This window comes from Brachyspira pilosicoli, from assembly GCF_036997485.1.
GTDB classification, from domain to species: Bacteria; Spirochaetota; Brachyspiria; order Brachyspirales; family Brachyspiraceae; genus Brachyspira; species Brachyspira pilosicoli_C.
Window position 1 is genome coordinate 322,798 of the sequence record NZ_JAWLPU010000003.1, and the last position, 18,181, is coordinate 340,978.

The window sequence follows — 18,181 nt, forward strand, 5'->3', positions numbered from 1 at the left end:
TTCTTCTATTATTTATTTTACAATTAAATATTTCAATTCTTAAATTAAATAATTAATTATTAGTATTTAAATTAGTGTCTGGTAAAGTATTGTTTGTAGGCACTTGCTGTGTTGCTGGCACATTATTAGCAGGAGTAGTAGTTGCTTGGTCGAAGGCAGTTTTTTGAGTGCTTATAGCCATAGATATAAGTAAAGCTCCTACGATAAATATTGTAGATAAAATAGTAGTTGCTTTAGTTAGAGCATTTCCTCTTTGGCTTCCAAGTACATTTGCTTGAGCACTAGAAAATAAACCTTCTGCTTTACCGCCTTGTATTATTATAAGTAAAAGTAGTAGTACACAGATTATTGAGTAAACGATTATTCCTAAAGTTAGTAAAGCATTCATAAATATATATCCTCATAAAAAATTATATTTTCAGTTTTTAATTAAAGTATTATATCATCTATATAATATTTTTCAAGCATTTTATTTAATAAGATATAACCTTGCCGTCTATGAGTGAGAAATGAATACTTCCAAAATCTCTGCTGTCATAAGCATAATCTCTATTGTCTGATAACACAAAATATTCATTATAACCTATAATATAAGGACCAAAATTATCCCTCGAAGATATATTGCTTTCGAGTATTCTATTATCTTTGCCAATATTTGCCCAAGGTTCATTTAATTCTGCTCCGTTTATGTATACGGTTTTGTTTTTTATTTCTATGGTTTCATTTGGAAGACCTATTACTCTTTTTATTAAATATCTTGTGTTGGATATATTAACGTTTCCAAAAGTGAAAAAATAAACTGTATATGATATAAACTTTTTAAAAATATTTTCTTTTTTGCTTCTTGGGTCAACAATAAAAACTATGTCGCCCCTCTCAGGTCTTGAGAATACTATGGTTTTTCCTGTTAATTTTGATACGAAAGGTTTTATTTCGAGTGCATATCTTAATTTTGAAGTAATAACCATTTTGTTGGGTTCAATAGTATTCATCATAGTTGAACTTTTCATCTTATCAAAACGTACAAAAAGCGTAATGATGCCAAAGAGTATGAATGCTATAATAAAACCTAAAATAAGCCTTGCTATGGTTTTATATAGTAAATTGTTGCTTCTATAATATATAAATATAAAAGGCTTTAATATTGCTTTTAATGCATTTTTCTTTTCTTTCTTTATGCTTTCTCTGTCATCATAAGAATAGTTCATTATGAGTATTTGAAACCTTATTATAAATTATTTTTTAATTAGATTTTTTAGCTTGGTGTTCGCTGTTTTCTAAAGCAGCAGGTACAGCAGGAACTACTATATAGCCATATTCACCACTTCTGCATAAATCCATTATCACTTCGTTTTGTAAAGTTTCACCAGCTGTATCTTCTCTCAAATATTCAGGCAAATCAATAACATGATATAAAGGGTCTATATTATCAACATTTACATCAAATAGTTCTTCTATAAAAGCTAAATCTTTATTTAATCTATTTAACATTTCGTCTTTTTGATTATCTTCTATTTTTAATCTAGTTTGATATAAAAGAGCTTCTAATTCTTCTCTGTTAGTTGTCATAAAAAAAGTCCTCTTAGTTTTAATGATTTAAATACTATATAATAAAAGCAGTATTTTTGCAATATTTTAGATTATACTGAAAAAATTGAGTTTTGTCAAAATTTAGTTTTTGTATATTTATTACGGGCACACTTCGCAGGGGGGGCTAGTCCCCGCAAAATAAAAAAACTTAAAAATGTTTAACAAACTTGATTTTTTTAATATATACTGAAACAAATGTATTTTATTAACTTATGTATATTATATAAATTTCATCAACTTTTTTGTCGCTCAAAAAAGTTGCAAAAAACGCAAGTGTTTTAGCTTCATACATTTGGAATATGTAATCTAAAATAATATTTATATTTTGTTATAGATAAAAAGCTATACTTTATTAAATACAGTCTTTTTGGTTCTTTGTGCCAACAAAAGAACTGGGGTGTGGGGCAAAGCCTCCACAAATAAAAAACTAAAAAATATCCTCATAACAACACTATGTAGTCCCTTGTTATTAAAGCATCATAATTCTTGTAGCCTAATATCTCTAATATAGAATCAGAATGCTTGCCTATTATCTTGATTGTATCTTCAGAGTTGTAATTAATAATACCTCTTGCAAACTCTTCGCCCTCTTCATCTATAATACTTACAATGTCGCCTTTCTTAAAATTGTTTACAACCTTTATTACACCAATAGGAAGAAGACTGGAATCTTTCTCTATAATAGCCTTTTTAGCACCAGCATTTACAACAAGCTTTCCTATAATAGTGGTAGCATAAGCAATCCATCTTTTTTTTGTGTTGAGTTCATTGTTTTCTTCTACGGGGTAGAATATGGTTTTTTCTTTTGTAGTAAATATATTATTTAAGACATTTGGAGTTTTTCCATTAGCAATAATCAAAGCACAGCCTGACCTTGTAACAATTTTAGCAGCCTGCAATTTTGTTTTCATTCCGCCTCTTCCGCCTTTAGAAGCATCAAGACCTAAGCTTTCTATTTCTTTTGTAACTTCAAAAACTTCATGTATAAAATTAGCATTTGGATTAGTTTTAGGGTTATCATCATAAAGACCGTTGATGTCAGAAAGTATTATAAGTAAATCAGCATCAAGTTCGCTTGCAACCAAAGCAGAGAGTTTATCATTATCAGAAAAACTTATTTGAGTAACATCGTATAATAATTTAAGCTCATCGCTTGAAACAGTATCATTTTCATTTATTATAGGCACTACATTATATTTTAATAATGTGTCTAATGTAGAGCGAAGGTTTAAATATCTTCTTCTGTTTGAAAAGTCTTCTTCTGTAAGCAAAATCTGTGCTGTAACAATATCAAACTTTGAAAATCCATCTTCATAAATAGACATAAGCTGAGATTGACCAATTGCCGCACATGCTTGTTTTAGAGATACTTCAGTTAAGTCTGTTGCATTAATTTTTTTCGCTCCCAACCCAACAGCTCCTGATGTAACAACCAAAACTTCTTTGCCCATTTTTTTATATTTAGCTATAGCCTCTATAAAAGAATATATTCTAGCTAAAGAAATATATCCCTCATCATTTCTTAATACATTAGTTCCAAATTTGAAAACTATTCTTTTTATGTTGTTTAAATCTATGTTTTTCATGCGAAATATTATAATTAAAAAATAAAAAAAATAAAGCTGAAATTATAAATGTTTTAGAAAAAAATTATTTAGTTGTTTTTGAGTTTATAAGAATTAAGAATTAGTGTATAGATAAATAACTATATTTTGTCAATATTGATTTTTAAGTTTTTTTATTTTGCGGGGACTATCCCCCTGCGAAGCGTGCCCTTAGGGTACGTACACTCAGTTCTTTTGCCGACGCTCTGCGTGCCGTAGGCAAGGCACCTACTCGGTATTGGTATAAAAGAAGCTCATATCCTTCGGATACGCTTCGCGAAGAACTGCATTGTTTATGCTTAAAATATTTGTATTATTTTATACTAATACATATTCCTAAGACATAGCGATAGTACTTGTACTTTTTGCAACTTTTTGCTATGAGAAAAAGTTGAATAAAAATAAAAACATAAATTATGGTTATTTAAATATATAGTAAAAAATTTTTAAGTTTTTTTATTTTGCGTAGGCTAGCCCATGCGAAGCGTGACCGAAGGGCGAAAACTTTGACGAAGCCAAACTCTACATATACAACCCTCTAATATGCTTGAAATTATACTTATATATGTTAAAATATTTAAAATTAATTTTAGTTAAATCAAGGTTTAATCAATATGAAAAATTCTCAAGTATTTATTGATGGAGTATGGAAAAATAATCCTACTTTCGTACAGATTCTTGGAATGTGTCCTAGTTTAGCAGTAACAAATAGTGTTATGAATGCCATTGGTATGTCTGTGGCTACTATATTTGTACTTGTTTGTTCATCAGCTTTGATTTCTATAGTAAAAAAGATTTATGCTAATGAAGTAAGAATTATGGGATACATTGTAGTAATAGCAGCTTTTGTAACTTTAACTGATATAGTTATGAAGGCTAAGTTTTATACTTTATCATTGGCATTAGGACCATATATACCGCTTATTGTTGTAAACTGTATAATATTAGGAAGGGCAGAGGCTTTTGCTAATAAGAATGGTGTTATACCAAGTATTTTTGATGCTTTAGGTAATGGTGTAGGTTTCTTTATGGCTTTATTATTATTAGGTTCTATCAGAGAGATTTTAGGTAATGGTACTTGGCTTGGATTTGATTTAGTCGGCACTGTAAGAGGTTTTGTTGAATCTGCTATGCCTTTTGCTTTGAATGCATACAATGAAATTACTACTCCTTGGATTGTTATGATATTAGCTCCGGGCGCTTTCTTTACTTTGGGAGTATTAATAGCTATCAAAAGAACTATAGATGCTAAAGTGAGGTAATTATTATGAATTTAATACTTCTTTTTGTTGCTACTGTATTGGTGAATAATTTTGTATTAACTAAGTTTTTAGGGATTTGTCCTTTTTTGGGTGTTTCTAATAAATTAGATTCTGCTGTGAGTATGGGTATTGCGGTTACATTTGTACTTGTGCTTACTGCGGCTGTTAGCTGGATGATACAATATTATATATTAGTGCCTTTTAAGATTGAATTTTTACAAACTATTTTGTTTATTATAGTAATAGCTGCCTTAGTACAATTTGTAGAGATGGTAGTAAGAAAGACTAGTGAGAGTTTATACTTATCTTTAGGTATTTATCTTCCTCTTATTACTACTAACTGCTGTGTATTAGGTTTAGCTTTATTTGGTGTTTTATACAAATATAACTTTATACAGAATATAGTATTTGCTTTAGGTGCTGGAGTTGGTTTTACATTAGCATTAGTGATAATGGCTAGTATTAGAGAGCGTTTAGCTACTGCAAACATACCAGAGGCTTTTAAGGGACCTGCTATGCCTTTCATTACTGCTGGTATATTAGCACTTATATTTTATGGTTTTTCAGGTATCATAAAAATCTGATATTTGTTATTAAAGGATAGTAAAAATGGTTACATCTATATTGGTGGCTTCAATATCTTCGGCTTTAATAGCTTTGATATTGGCTGTTTTATTAATATTTTCTTCTAAAATCTTTAGAGTTGAGGTTGATGAGAGGGTTACCGAAGTTACAGAGATGCTTCCGGGTGCTAATTGCGGAGGTTGCGGTTATCCGGGCTGCGCTCAATTTGCTAAGGCTTTAGTTGCTGATGAAGCTCCTGTTGATGGCTGTTCTGTGGGCGGTGCTGCTACTGCTGAGGCTGTTGCTAAATATTTAGGAAAGGTTACTCCGCCTCAAAAAGAGAGAACGAGAGCTTATATATTTTGTCATGGGCATAAGGATATAGCTAAATCTAATCAGGTTTATAATGGTGCTCAGACTTGTGTATCTGCTGTTATGGCTGGAGGAAACAAGGACTGTTCTTATGGCTGTGTTGGTTTTTATGATTGTATGAAGGCTTGTGATTTTGGTGCTATTATTAAAAGTGAGACTGGGGTTCCTATTATAGTTGAAGATAAATGTGTCTCTTGCGGTGCTTGTGTGAAGGCTTGTCCTCAAAAACTTATAGAGATTCACCCTGTAGCTCAAAAGTTTCATGTATATTGTAAATCTAAAGACAAAGGTCCTATTGCTAAAAAGGCTTGTGATAAGGCTTGTATTGGATGCAGCATTTGTGTGAAAAACACTAAAGAGGGCGGCATGAGAATGGAGAATAATTTGGCTATAGTTAACTATGAAGATTATGCTATCACAGAAGAGAGTATAGCTAAATGTCCTACTAAAGCTATTACAGATGAGAGAGTTAATTCTGTAGTGAATTTATAATCAATAAACATTAATAATAAATTAACAAGGGTGTGTTTGAAAAAGTATGCCCTTGTTTTTTATTTAGATTAATGAAGTATGATATATTTAATACATATTCCTAACATATAAAATTAAAACACTTGCACTTTTTGGTTCTTTTGACGAAGTCCGCACCGCGACCGAAGGAAGTGCCTGTGGGTGCGAGCGGCGGGAAAAAGAACAATAAAATTAACTTAATTTTTTGCAAAAAACATTTATTTAAATAAGATATTTGCAGGGCTTTGCACCCTGCGAAGCGTGCCCTTAGGGTACACACCCCCAGTTCTTTTGCCGACGCTCTGCGTGCCGTAGGCAAGGCACCTACTCGGTATTGGTATAAAAGAACCAAAAGAACTGCATTTAATGAATTATAGCTTTTTATGTAATACAAAATATTAATTATTATAAATAAATTTGATTGACATAATTTTAAATTATGTTAAACTAGCTACTATGAAAACTAATAGATTAAATTGTTGTCTACAGTCTACAGTCTACAGTCTACAGTCTACAGTCTACAGTCTACAGTCTACAGTCTACAGTCTACAGTAGACTCACAAAATTATATTTTACAATTCCCCCCTATTCTTTTGATGTTGCATCAATTTCTTATTTTGATGATGAAATGATTAAGTTTTTTCTTTTAATAAAGAGGAGAATATGTTTAAAAAAAATATTGGTATTAAATTATATATTTTATTAATTGTTGTTTACACTATTGCTTTTTTTTCTTTATACTATTTGGGCAGTAAAACTAGGAAAGGTTATTTAGAAATATCATTTAATGAAAATTATGTTAATAAAACTTTAGAATTAAATAATTTAGAATCTATAAAAGAGCAATTTTTTGTAAATAATAAATTAGATATTAATAGTATAAATAATTATATTATTACTAATGAAAATATAAAAAAATATTTTTATGATTTTAAACTTCAGTATTATAGTAAAATTTTTATGTATAGTGATATATATTATGTATATGTAGATACTAATAAATTTCTTAAAGATAATGATTTTATTAAAGAAATAACAATGCATCAAATTGGAAAGCAATATGGTTCTTTAATATCTTCTTCTAGTTTATATGATAAAAAAATTGAATTTGATTATACATTAGGGATAAAAGAAGATTTTATATATGTTCTTTTATCATTATATATTATTCTTATTTTATATTTTGTTTATTATCATATATTGAATTTTGATAAATTAAGTTTGTTTATATACTCTAAGTTAGATAATTCACAAAAAGATAAAGTTGATGGTAAAAATATTTCTTTGCTAAATGACTTTTTTCAGAATTTCATTAAATCATTTATAACGAGTTTGATAATTTTATTGATTTTAATAGTATTAAAATTAGGTATGTTAAAAGTATATTCCTTATTTCTAGTCTCTTTTGTTATAATATTTTATTTGTATAGTAATAAAAGAATTATTTTTTTAGATAACTTTTTCAATAAATACATTTTTAGTATTAAATATAAAAAATTAGTATTCTTTTTTATATTAATTTCTATATTAACTTTTTTTATATTATTTAAATTGGTGGAAAATGATTATATATTTAATATTAATAATATATTAAATTTTATATCATTATTTATTATAACTTTTATCATTTTCATTATTTTAAAAAGATTTTCAAATACTTATTTGTTTATATTTTTATCAATTATTTCTTTATTACTAATTGTATATAAAAAATATGTGCCTGCTATAGAAGATGTTTTTCATCATACATCACATTTTACATCAGTGTTTTTTGTACATAATGGTATTCCTTATCAAGATAATATGTATAGTATATTAGGACATTATGCTATATTAATGGAGCCATTTTTTAAAATATTCGGACTTAATGTAAACACATATTCTATTTTACTTGCCATATTAGCTGGAATATCTATTGTATTTATAATAATTACTATTTTTATACTTATAGAAGATAATTTTTATAGAAATATAGCTATATTATTATTGATATTATTATATTTTACTCTTAACAATGAAAGACCTCGTTTTACAGTTTTTAGAATATTATTTCCTTCTATTGTTATGGGATATTTAGCCATTATTAATACAAAAAAGAATATAGTTTTTATATCAATTGGTTATTTATTAGCATCTCTTGCAATTTTATTCAATGTTGAGTCCGGACTAGTAACTATTTTTTCATTATCCGTTGCTAATGTTTATATTTATTGTTATGATTATAATTTTAAAGATAAAAGATTGTATATTAATTTGTTCTTTTTCTTTTTACTTTCTATTTTTTCAATATTATTATCTTTTGCTATTTTTAATATATATAATGTATATGTTTTGGGAGGTGAAATACAAGATTTTAAATCGCTTTTATTCCCTCTATTTACAGATCAAGTTTCTAATACTGCTTTATATCAAATTAAGCTCATTGACTTTTTCATTCAAGTCTTTTTAATATTAATATTTTTAATTCCATTTATGTTTTATTTAAATAAAATGTCTATCTTTAGAGGTTATGAAAATGAAAAAATAAAAAAACATTATGCTTTAGTAATATATATTTGTATATCAGCGTTAGGATTATATTCTTATAACATTAATAGATATCATATAACTCATAATGTTATAGTTTTTCCTATGTTAGTAGTAATAATTCCATTTATATTAAATAAACTATTTAGCAATATATATGTATTGGACAATGAGGAAAAGAAAAAATATATAATTTATATTCAATCATTCATAATTCTTCTGATATTAGTTTTATACACTTGTTCTTTTAATTTCAATATAGTATTTTCTGAGAGATCCAAAAAATTATTTTCATATTTAAAAACAAAAAATACAGAAGAAAATGGTATTACATCAAAGGTTACTGAATATATAAAAAAATATGGATACGATGGTATAGTATCATTTGGCGGACCGTTTGTATATGGATATGCTAATTTGGGTTGGACAAATTCATTGATTTTACCTAATGAAAGTGATTGGTGGAATCCTCAGTTGGGTTATACTAAAGTTGTTGAAATGTTTTTAGAAAAATCTCCTGATGTATTTCTATCTGGAAAAGAATTATATAATATATCATATTATTATAATACTAATTACATAAATAGTGTAAATTTTTTTAATGATTATGTGTTAAAAAATTATACAAATGTTAAAACAGAATATGAGAAATATAATTTTTACTTTTATCAGAAGATAAAATAGATAAGTTTGTAAAAATTAAATGGGTATGCCATTGTTTTTATTTAAATTAATGAAGTAGGATATATTTAATACATATTCCTAACATATAAAATTAAAACACTCGCACTTTCGCCATAGGCGTACTTCGTATGGTTCTTTTGACGAAGTCCGCACCGCGGCCGAAGGAAGTGCCTGTGGGTGCGAGCGGCGGGAAAAAGTTGAATAAAATAAAAACATAGATTACGAAATATATTCGTTTAAATTATACTAAAAAAATTAGAAAACATAAAAATTGACAAAACCTTAAATCTTTTGTATAGTAAGTACCAAAGGAAATAAATATGTTTAGAGACAGCACTATAACAACCAAAGATATACTAAAATCTGTTAGACAAATAGAAATAAAAACTTCGCGTATAGTAAACTCTTATTTTGCTGGACAGTATCATTCTGCTTTTAAGGGGCATGGTATAGAGTTTGATGAGGTGAGAAAGTATAATATTGGCGATGATGTGAGGGCTATGGATTGGAAGGTGAGTGCGAGGTATAATGAGCCTTTTATTAAAAGATTTAGAGAAGAGAGGGAGCTTAATGTTGTTATATTAGCTGACTTTTCTGCGTCTACTGATTTTGGACTTACAAAAACTAAACATAATCTTATTGTAGAACTTAGTGCTTTGCTTTCTTTTTCTGCTCTAAAAAACAATGACAAAGTAGGGCTTTTAATATTTACTGATACCGTTGAAAAGTTTATTCCTCTAAATAAAGGAAAAAATCATGTGCTTAGAATTATTAGAGAGCTTATAGAGTTTGAACCTAAAAGTGCTGAAACTAATATTGCTAATGCTTTAGAATATTTTAACAAGATACAAAAAAGAGATAGTATTACATTTCTTATAACGGATGCATGTTCTGACTTGCCTAAAAAACAGATAGACATTACAAGAAAGAGAAATGATTTTGTGGTTTGTTTGGTTAATGATAAATTGGAATATGAAATGCCTAATTTGCTTGGCACTTTAGTTTTATCAGATTTAGAGAATGATGAGTATGTTTATTTTGATATGGGTAACAAGAATGTGAGAGAGGCTTATATCAATGAGCAGAGTAAAATTCTTGAAGATAAATTACAGTTTTTAAAAAGAAACTCTATAGAAAATATAGTATTGGATACATCAAGTAATTATATTAATGAAGTTATGAAATTTTTTATTAAGAGAAGAAAATAGCATATCTTATAAAGAAATTAATAAAATTATTATAGTTTCATTTTTTAATTATTTTAAAAAAATTATAATTCTTTTTATTGCTGTTATTTGTATAAAAGTACTTGCTTAATTTTTCGTTGAAGTATTTATTTCAATAGTTCTTTGTATTTCGATAAATAATATAATATTCTTAGAATGTTTTCGTGAAAGTTGAAAGCAATTTTAAACCATACTAATTATGTATATATAAAAAAATAAATTATTCGATTTAAATTAAAAATATTATGTAATAGTTTTTACATTAATTTTAATTTTTATAAATGCAATATATACAAAAACTTTTTAAATTAATGATTAAAAGTTAGAAGTCAAAAATTTGACCTTTCATAGTTATTATTATAAAATACTATTCATAAAAATATAGATATTGGAGTTATAATTATGAATAAGGCTATTAAGTTTTTATTATTGGCCTCTTCTTTATTTTTATTTGCGTCATGCGGCGGCGGCGGTAAATATGAAGAGGGTGTTTTGCGTTTGAATGTTGGTCCAGAGCCTCAAACTATAGACCCTACATTAAACTCTGCTATAGACGGAAGTATGTATATAATACATGCTTTTGAAGGTTTAGCACAAAAAGATAAAGAGGGTAAAATTGTAGGCGGTGTTGCTGAGAGTTGGGACGTTAGCGAGAACGGTACCAAATATGTATTTCATATTAGAAGCAATGCTAAGTGGTCTGATGGAAAGCCTGTTGTAGCTGATGATTTTGTATATAGCTGGAGAAGGGCTGCTGACCCTAAAACTGCTGCTAATTATAGTTATCAGATGGAGCCTTTAAAAAATGCTAAAAAGATTACTGCGGGTGAGATGCCTGTTGAATCTTTAGGAGTTAAGGCTATTGATGATAATACTTTAGAGGTTACTTTGGAAGCTCCTACTCCGTATTTTGACCAGCTTATGGCTTATCCTGTATATTTCCCTTTGAGAAGAGATATTGTTGAGGCTAATCCTGATACTTGGACTATGAGTGCGGATACTTATATTGGAAATGGTCCTTTTAAAATGACTGAAAGACAAATTGACAGTAAAATTGTGATGGAAGTTAATACTAATTATTGGAATATTGATGTTATAGTTCCTAAGAAGTTAATTTTTATATTGATGGATAACCCTACTTCTGTTGTTGCTGGTATAAAAGACGGTTCTATATATTTCTCTGACAGAGTACCTGCTCAAGATATGGATACATTAAAAGAAGAAGGATATTTAGAAATAAAACCTTATTTAGGTTTGTATTATTATAGTTTAAATGTTACTAATGAAACATTGAAAGATAAGAGAGTGAGAAGGGCATTAGCTTTGGCTATTGACAGAAATTATATAGTAGAGCAGGTTACAAGAGGCGGTCAAACTCCTGCTGCCGCTGTTGTTCCTCCGCAGATATCTGATATTACTGGAAGTTTTAGAGAAAATGGAATGGATAGTTTTAGTTTAAAAGCTGAAGATTATCAAAAAAACATAGAAGAGGCTAAAAAGTTATTAGCTGAAGCAGGTTATCCAAACGGAGAAAATTTTCCCGTGCTTGAGTTTAAAACTAATCCAGGAGAGCATACTTCTGTATTTGAAGCTATTCAGCAGATGTGGAAAAATAATTTAGGCATAGATACTACTATAGTAAGTGAAGAGTGGGCAGTATTTCAGGCATCACGTTACAGCAGAGCTTATGTTATAGCAAGAAATGGCTGGATTGGAGATTATGATGACCCTATGACTTTTTTGGGTATGTTTTTAAGTTACAGCCCTCAAAATGTTGAAAGCTATAATAGTGCTATATATGACAGATTATTGGCTAATGCTTCTGCTACAGATGATAATACTATAAGAATGCCTTTGCTACATAAAGCAGAAGAATTATTTATGGAAGACATGCCTATCATTCCTTTATATTATTATACTTTGCCTTTATTGGTAAATGATAATTTAAAAGATGTTCAGTATGATGTGCTTGGTAAACATAAGTTTTTCTATGCTTATTATGACAATACTGCAAAATAATATTTTATAAAAGAATAATTAAAGAGGGGCTTTTGAATAATTAAGAGTCTCTCTTTTTTGTTTTAAAAAATTATTTACGCTCCCCTCCCTATAAGTTTTTTGGTTTAAAGCTAATAATATAAACTTTCATTAATTTTATTGTTTTATTAAAAGAAGCACTCCCGCCCTTGCTTTTATTAAATTTTTAGTCTACACCTCCGCACGTTGAGCTTGCTTAAAAATATAATTAAGATTGTTTTATAAAATTATTAATATTTGTTGTTTGATTTAGCGTGCGGTAGACAATGCAGCAAATTTAAAAAATCTTGGGTGGGGGCAAAATTAGAATTTAAAGCAAAAAAGAATAGCAACACAAAAAATAGAAGTGAATACAGAAAGCCTATAGGGTGGGGTATGTGAATTAAATTTAAAAAACGCAGCTGTTTTATTTATATTATTTTAAACTTATTTTACAGAATTTTTAATAATATCATTTTCTGTTTTTCTCGCCCCAGATACATATAGCATCTAATATTGGTATTAAAGATTTACCTCTTTTTGATAAACTATATTCCACTTTTGGTGGTATTTGAGGATATTCTTTTCTGCTAATTAAATCATCTTTTTCTAATTCTTTTAAAGTTACACTCAATGTTTTATGAGATATGTTTGATATTATTCTTTTTAATTCATTATATCTTACAATCTTTAATTCTGATAATATATATAGTATTATCATTTTATATTTACCAGATATTAAAGACATTGTATAAGCAAAGCCTGTATCTTCCATATATTTTTCTTTTAAATTATCTTTTTTCATAAAAATACACCTTTATACTTTACTTTTAGTTAGTATATAACATTTTTGTTAGTACTTGATTCTAATAATATATAATACTATAATTATAATATCAATAGTAATTTTATAAATAGGAGCAAAAAATGAAAAAAATATTAATTTTAAATGGAAGCCCAAGATTAAACGGCAACACTTTTTCTTTAATAGAAGAATTTACAAAAGGTGCGAAACTTAATGGAAATGATGTAATGAGATTTGATTTAGACAGAATGGATATACATTGCTGTAAGGGCTGTTTGAGAGGAGGTAAAAATCCAGATAGCCCTTGTTCTCAAAAAGATGATATGTTGAAAATATACCCATATTATAAAGAAGCAGATATACTCGTTTTGGCTTCACCTATGTATTATTGGGCTTTTTCTGCTCAGTTAAAAATAGCTATAGACAGATTATTTGCTGTTACAGAAATAGACCCAAATTATAAAACTCCGTATAAAGAGTGTTTTATGCTTATGGCAGCAGAGGGAAATGATGAAAATAATTCTAAGCCTGTTATAGAATATTATAATTACTTATTAAATTATCTTGGTTGGAAAGATTTAGGATATTTGATAGCTGGTGGAGTGTTTAATGCTGGAGATATTAAAGGTAAAGAAGAATTATTAAACAAAGCTTTTGAAATGGGAAAATTTATATTATAAAAGATTAAAGAGGGGCTTTTGTATACTCAAGAGTCTCTCTTTTTTAAAATTATTTACGTACCCCGCCCTATAAGTTTTTTTATTCTAAACTTCAAAATATAACTTTCATTAATTTTATTGTTTTATTAAAAGAAGCACTCCCGCCCTTGCTTTTATTAAATTTTTAGTCTACACCTCCGCACGTTGAGCTTGCTTAAAAATATAATTAAAATTGTTTTATAAAATTATTAATATTTGTTGTTTGGTTTAGCGTGCGGCAGACAATGCAGCAAATTTTACTTGTCGTAACCTAATACAAAATCTTCTACTTCTTTGAAATTGTTTATATAATAATCATTTTTTAAGTTTAGTAATGTTTCTTTGTCTGTAATGCCGTATAATGCAATTAATGCTTTTATGTTGGCGTTTTTTGCAAACTCATAATCTGGAATACCGTCTCCCACCATAAGACTTTCTTCTTCTATTAAGTTATAATCTCTTTTTAAATTATACCAAATGTTTATATCTGGCTTTCTATAAGGATAGATTCCATCGCCTATAACAGCTTTAAAATAATTATATATATTTAGTTTTTTTGCTGTTGTGATTGTTATCTCATTTGGCTTATTTGATATTATAAACATATTAATATTGAGTTTATAAAGTGATGTAAGTGTTTCTAATACATTATCATAAAGCTTTGTATTGTCTGTAGAGTGTTTACTATAATAATCAATATAAAAATTATACACATCATTTTCAATGCTTTCTAAATATTCTTTGTCATATTTATCAGCAAAATGATTTAACACTCTCTTTATTAAAAGCTTAGCACCATTGCCAACATACTTTTTTGTGTATTCTATATCCAAACTTGGAAAATTTATATATTCCAAAGTTTTATTTACACTATCATTTATATCTGGGATAGAATCTATCAATGTTCCGTCTAAATCAAATATTATATTTTTAATCATGATATATATATTATGCAGAAACAGTTTTTTTATGAGTGATTCTAAGTTCTTTTAGCTCTTTTTTTAATCTTCTTTTTTGATATGATTCAAGTCTATCTATAAAAGTAATTCCATTAGTATGGTCTATTTCATGCTGAAGAACTTTAGCTATATAATCTTTAGCTTCTAATATTTGTTCTTTATTTTCTGTGTCTATATATTTTACTTTTATTTCTTTATATCTTGCAACCTCATCGCTTATTTTAGGAAAAGATAAACAGCCCTCTTCTAATATTTCAGTCTCCTCACCATGCCAAATTATTTCAGGGTTAATTAAAGCCAACTTAAAATCTGCTTTAGTTTCATCATCAAAATCTGGTACAGATATTACTATTACTCTTTTTAATATTCCAACCTGCACCGCAGCAAGCCCAACACCATTAGCTTTATACATAGTTTCAAACATATCATCTATTAAAGCTAAAATCTCTTCATCTACATTTTCAACATAAGATGATTTCTCTTTTAATCTCTCATCTCCATAAATCACTAATTCTCTAATCATATATTTTTTATACTCCTCGTAAAATCCGCTTCTTCTATTAATAATAGTTATTATATAATAATAAACTTTTTATTCAAGTGGTAAAAATTAATATTCTAATTAAATATTAGTATTGAAGTTTTTTGTTTTTTTATTATACTTTTAGAATGAATAGAAGAAATCAATTTTTTGATAAGATAATAAAAAACTTCGATAAAGTTTCGGATATAGAAAAGAAAAGAATAATTGAAAGATTAGCTTTACTTTCAAATTCTCAAAATATAATAATAGAGAATTTAGAAGAAGGCATAATAGCAATAGATATAAACGGTATAATTCAAGGTATAAATAAAAAAGCATGTTTTTTGTTATCTATACCAAGAAACTCTGAAGATAAGGCAATTTCAAAATGTATAAATAACACGAATATAGGAAGATTAATATTAGAGCTATTAGAAGCAAATAACACAGATACAAAAATTATAAAAGATGATAAAAATGATAGAATGCTTCAAATAGATATTTTGCCTCTTGGAGATTCTGGAGTAATTATAGGCACTTTAATAAAAATATTTGATATTACAAAAAGTTATGAAAGTGCTCAGAAACTCAAACGTGCAGAACAATTAGCCTCTTTTACAACGCTTGCGGCTGGTGTTGCCCATGAAATAAAAAACCCTCTCGGTTCTATTTCTATATATGTGCAGTTGATAGAAAAAATTATTAAAAAAAATATGGATAATGATTGTCAGTGTTATAATGAGTTTAAGGATTATTGTAATATCATTAAAGAAGAGATTAGTAGGCTTGAAGACACTATTAATTCATTTTTATTTTCTGTTCGTAAATTGGTGCTTAATTTGGAAGATGTTAACATAAACTCTTTAATAATTTCTACTGTTGATTTTTTAAAATATGAAATAGAAAATAATGATATAAAAATAGACATAAAATTTGATATAGAGAATTTAATTTTAAAAATAGATGAAAGATATATAAAGCAATGTTTAATTAACATAATACAAAACTCTATAGATTCCATTATTGAAAAGAAAAATCATAAAGAGTTTAAATTGGATGAAAAAAATATATTGATAAAGTTAAAATTATTAGACAATAATGCTGTAATATCAATCAAAGATACAGGCATTGGTATAAAAGAAGAAGAGTTGTCAAAAATATACGAGCCATACTTTACAACCAAAAGAAACGGTACAGGTTTAGGGCTTACGAATGTTATACGAATAATAGAGGCACATAATGGCAGTTTTAATATAGAGAGCAAATATGGAGTTGGAAGCGAGGCTATTATAAAACTTCCTTTGATGCTTGAGAATCAAAAATTTTTGGAGAGTGATTTTTAATTTATGCCTAAGATATTAGTTATAGACGATGAGAAAAACATAAGAGACGGTATAAAGAAGTCTTTAGAGTATGAGGGATACGAGGTAGTTACTGCTGAGAACGGTGAGAAAGGAATAGAGACAGTTTACAAAGGCGGAATTGATTTAGTTATCACAGACTTAAAAATGCCTGAAAAGACTGGTGAAGAGTTTTTGCATGATATATTAGAGTTTGATAAGCATATACCTGTTATAATACTTACAGGGCACGGCAATATAGAAACTGCAGTTGATATGATGCGTCTTGGTGCTTATGATTTTATGACTAAGCCTTTTAATATTGACAAGATGCTTCTTATTATAGCGAGGGCATTAGAAAACAAAAACATAAAAAAGACAAATGAAACATTAGAAAAAAGAGTGGACTATCATGAAAGTTTTTATGGAATGATAGGCCACAGCAGTAAGATGCTTAAAGTGTATGAAGCAATAAAACAGGTTGCAAGAACAAAGGCTACTGTACTTATAGAAGGCGAAAGCGGAACAGGTAAAGAATTAGTTGCCAATGCAATTCATCAAATATCAGACAGAGCCAAACAGCCGTATATTACGGTGAATTGTGCGGCACTTTCTGAGGGTGTTTTAGAGAGTGAGCTTTTTGGGCATGAGAAAGGTTCTTTTACTGGGGCAATAGACAAAAAAATAGGTAGGTTTGAGGCTGCCAATAAAGGCACTATATTTTTAGATGAGATAGGGGAGATTAATCAGGTTGTTCAGGTAAAGCTTTTGAGAGTGCTTGAAGAGAGGGTTATAGAGAGGGTAGGTTCTAATACACCTATTAATGTTGATATTAGGGTGATTGCTGCTACAAATAAAAAATTATCTGAAGAAATAAAAGAGGGTAGGTTTAGAGAAGATTTATATTATAGGCTTAATGTTATAAAAATAGAGATGCCTCCTCTTAGAGAACGAAGAGAGGATATACCTTTGCTTATAGATAATTTTATTAAAGAGTTTTCTCAGGTTCATAATATAGAGATTACTAATGTTGATAAAAAAGTATATAAGTTATTATCTTCTTTACAATGGGAAGGTAATGTACGTGAGCTTAGAAATACAGTTGAAACTATGGTTGTGATGTCTAAAGACGGAAAGATAGATGAAAGCAATATTCCTAATTGGGTATTAAGCTCTGGAGGTGATGATTTTGTAATAGATAAAGAGATGACATTAGAAGAGCTTGAAAAAAAATATATAAATCATCTTTTAAGCAAAAACAATTTTAATAAAGCACAAGTAGCAAAGATTTTAGGTATAGAGCGTGCAACGCTTTACAGGAAGCTTAAAGATTATAATGTTGATTAATTGGTATATAGCTAGATTTTGTTATATAAATTTGGTTTTATTCAACTTTTTCCCACAGTAGAAAGTTTTTACCTACGAGTACGCTTTGCTAAAGTGTAAGTATAAAATAGTATTAAATCTAGCCTTTTTGCTTCTTTGTGGCAACAAAAGAAGTG

16 protein-coding genes are annotated in these 18,181 nt (G+C 28.1%); 9 read left to right on the forward strand and 7 right to left on the reverse strand.

Going from position 1 to position 18,181, the window contains the following annotated elements:
• Positions 1 to 52: 52 nt before the first annotated feature.
• From R4I97_RS09395 to proB, 4 genes are all read right to left on the reverse strand, one after another.
• Positions 53 to 388, reverse strand: coding sequence for a preprotein translocase subunit SecG (locus tag R4I97_RS09395; RefSeq protein ID WP_335784785.1), 336 nt, complete (start codon positions 386 to 388; stop codon positions 53 to 55).
• An 85-nt stretch (positions 389 to 473) separates the two neighbouring features.
• Positions 474 to 1,208, reverse strand: coding sequence for a signal peptidase I (gene lepB / locus R4I97_RS09400; protein WP_335784786.1), 735 nt, complete (start codon positions 1,206 to 1,208; stop codon positions 474 to 476).
• 34 nt (positions 1,209 to 1,242) lie between these two features.
• Positions 1,243 to 1,569, reverse strand: a complete 327-nt coding sequence (gene gatC, locus R4I97_RS09405) for an Asp-tRNA(Asn)/Glu-tRNA(Gln) amidotransferase subunit GatC (protein WP_295296028.1) — start codon at positions 1,567 to 1,569, stop codon at positions 1,243 to 1,245.
• A gap of 461 nt (positions 1,570 to 2,030) precedes the next feature.
• On the reverse strand, positions 2,031 to 3,176 hold the full coding sequence (proB, locus tag R4I97_RS09410) for a glutamate 5-kinase (RefSeq protein ID WP_335784787.1): 1,146 nt from the start codon (positions 3,174 to 3,176) through the stop codon (positions 2,031 to 2,033).
• 632 nt (positions 3,177 to 3,808) lie between these two features.
• On the opposite strand from proB, the gene rsxE reads away from it, so the two are divergent.
• The 6 genes from rsxE (at position 3,809) to R4I97_RS09440 (ending at position 12,357) form a co-directional block, all read left to right on the forward strand.
• Positions 3,809 to 4,456, forward strand: a complete 648-nt coding sequence (rsxE, locus tag R4I97_RS09415) for an electron transport complex subunit RsxE (protein WP_295296026.1) — start codon at positions 3,809 to 3,811, stop codon at positions 4,454 to 4,456.
• Positions 4,457 to 4,458: 2 nt separating this feature from the next.
• On the forward strand, positions 4,459 to 5,040 hold the full coding sequence (rsxA, locus tag R4I97_RS09420; RefSeq protein ID WP_335784935.1) for an electron transport complex subunit RsxA: 582 nt from the start codon (positions 4,459 to 4,461) through the stop codon (positions 5,038 to 5,040).
• Positions 5,041 to 5,065: 25 nt separating this feature from the next.
• Positions 5,066 to 5,884 carry an RnfABCDGE type electron transport complex subunit B gene (locus tag R4I97_RS09425; RefSeq protein WP_335784788.1) on the forward strand — a complete coding sequence of 273 codons (819 nt, stop codon included), beginning with the start codon at positions 5,066 to 5,068 and terminating at the stop codon, positions 5,882 to 5,884.
• Between the two features lie 681 nt (positions 5,885 to 6,565).
• Positions 6,566 to 9,112: a hypothetical protein gene (locus R4I97_RS09430; RefSeq protein WP_335784789.1), complete on the forward strand. Its 2,547-nt coding sequence runs from the start codon at positions 6,566 to 6,568 to the stop codon at positions 9,110 to 9,112.
• A 320-nt stretch (positions 9,113 to 9,432) separates the two neighbouring features.
• On the forward strand, positions 9,433 to 10,320 hold the full coding sequence (locus R4I97_RS09435; protein WP_335784790.1) for a DUF58 domain-containing protein: 888 nt from the start codon (positions 9,433 to 9,435) through the stop codon (positions 10,318 to 10,320).
• 420 nt (positions 10,321 to 10,740) lie between these two features.
• Positions 10,741 to 12,357, forward strand: a complete 1,617-nt coding sequence (locus tag R4I97_RS09440) for a peptide ABC transporter substrate-binding protein (protein ID WP_335784791.1) — start codon at positions 10,741 to 10,743, stop codon at positions 12,355 to 12,357.
• A gap of 469 nt (positions 12,358 to 12,826) precedes the next feature.
• Here R4I97_RS09440 and R4I97_RS09445 read toward each other — a convergent pair whose 3' ends face one another.
• Positions 12,827 to 13,159: a winged helix-turn-helix transcriptional regulator gene (locus tag R4I97_RS09445; RefSeq protein ID WP_295296020.1), complete on the reverse strand. Its 333-nt coding sequence runs from the start codon at positions 13,157 to 13,159 to the stop codon at positions 12,827 to 12,829.
• A 122-nt stretch (positions 13,160 to 13,281) separates the two neighbouring features.
• On the opposite strand from R4I97_RS09445, the gene R4I97_RS09450 reads away from it, so the two are divergent.
• Positions 13,282 to 13,839, forward strand: a complete 558-nt coding sequence (locus R4I97_RS09450) for a flavodoxin family protein (RefSeq protein ID WP_335784792.1) — start codon at positions 13,282 to 13,284, stop codon at positions 13,837 to 13,839.
• Between the two features lie 275 nt (positions 13,840 to 14,114).
• Here R4I97_RS09450 and R4I97_RS09455 read toward each other — a convergent pair whose 3' ends face one another.
• Both R4I97_RS09455 and def read right to left on the reverse strand, forming a co-directional pair.
• Entirely contained in the window at positions 14,115 to 14,795 is a 681-nt protein-coding gene (locus tag R4I97_RS09455; RefSeq protein ID WP_335784793.1) for an HAD family hydrolase, read from the reverse strand.
• Between the two features lie 10 nt (positions 14,796 to 14,805).
• Positions 14,806 to 15,339: a peptide deformylase gene (gene def, locus R4I97_RS09460; RefSeq protein ID WP_335784794.1), complete on the reverse strand. Its 534-nt coding sequence runs from the start codon at positions 15,337 to 15,339 to the stop codon at positions 14,806 to 14,808.
• A gap of 146 nt (positions 15,340 to 15,485) precedes the next feature.
• On the opposite strand from def, the gene R4I97_RS09465 reads away from it, so the two are divergent.
• On the forward strand, positions 15,486 to 16,682 hold the full coding sequence (locus R4I97_RS09465; protein WP_335784795.1) for a sensor histidine kinase: 1,197 nt from the start codon (positions 15,486 to 15,488) through the stop codon (positions 16,680 to 16,682).
• Positions 16,683 to 16,685: 3 nt separating this feature from the next.
• A complete protein-coding gene (locus R4I97_RS09470) occupies positions 16,686 to 18,026 on the forward strand; it encodes a sigma-54 dependent transcriptional regulator (protein WP_335784796.1) in 1,341 nt (446 codons plus the stop codon).
• The last annotated feature ends 155 nt before the right edge of the window (positions 18,027 to 18,181 follow it).

Excerpts from the sequence above, each read along its gene's own strand:
- R4I97_RS09395 (WP_335784785.1), bottom strand. The coding sequence starts at position 388 with ATGAATGCTTTACTAACTTTAGGAATAATCGTTTACTCAATAATCTGT.
- lepB (WP_335784786.1), bottom strand. The coding sequence starts at position 1,208 with ATGAACTATTCTTATGATGACAGAGAAAGCATAAAGAAAGAAAAGAAA.
- gatC (WP_295296028.1), bottom strand. The coding sequence starts at position 1,569 with ATGACAACTAACAGAGAAGAATTAGAAGCTCTTTTATATCAAACTAGA.
- proB (WP_335784787.1), bottom strand. The coding sequence starts at position 3,176 with ATGAAAAACATAGATTTAAACAACATAAAAAGAATAGTTTTCAAATTT.
- rsxE (WP_295296026.1), top strand. The coding sequence starts at position 3,809 with ATGAAAAATTCTCAAGTATTTATTGATGGAGTATGGAAAAATAATCCT.
- R4I97_RS09425 (WP_335784788.1), top strand. The coding sequence starts at position 5,066 with ATGGTTACATCTATATTGGTGGCTTCAATATCTTCGGCTTTAATAGCT.
- R4I97_RS09430 (WP_335784789.1), top strand. The coding sequence starts at position 6,566 with ATGTTTAAAAAAAATATTGGTATTAAATTATATATTTTATTAATTGTT.
- R4I97_RS09435 (WP_335784790.1), top strand. The coding sequence starts at position 9,433 with ATGTTTAGAGACAGCACTATAACAACCAAAGATATACTAAAATCTGTT.
- R4I97_RS09440 (WP_335784791.1), top strand. The coding sequence starts at position 10,741 with ATGAATAAGGCTATTAAGTTTTTATTATTGGCCTCTTCTTTATTTTTA.
- R4I97_RS09445 (WP_295296020.1), bottom strand. The coding sequence starts at position 13,159 with ATGAAAAAAGATAATTTAAAAGAAAAATATATGGAAGATACAGGCTTT.
- R4I97_RS09450 (WP_335784792.1), top strand. The coding sequence starts at position 13,282 with ATGAAAAAAATATTAATTTTAAATGGAAGCCCAAGATTAAACGGCAAC.
- R4I97_RS09455 (WP_335784793.1), bottom strand. The coding sequence starts at position 14,795 with ATGATTAAAAATATAATATTTGATTTAGACGGAACATTGATAGATTCT.
- def (WP_335784794.1), bottom strand. The coding sequence starts at position 15,339 with ATGATTAGAGAATTAGTGATTTATGGAGATGAGAGATTAAAAGAGAAA.
- R4I97_RS09465 (WP_335784795.1), top strand. The coding sequence starts at position 15,486 with ATGAATAGAAGAAATCAATTTTTTGATAAGATAATAAAAAACTTCGAT.
- R4I97_RS09470 (WP_335784796.1), top strand. The coding sequence starts at position 16,686 with ATGCCTAAGATATTAGTTATAGACGATGAGAAAAACATAAGAGACGGT.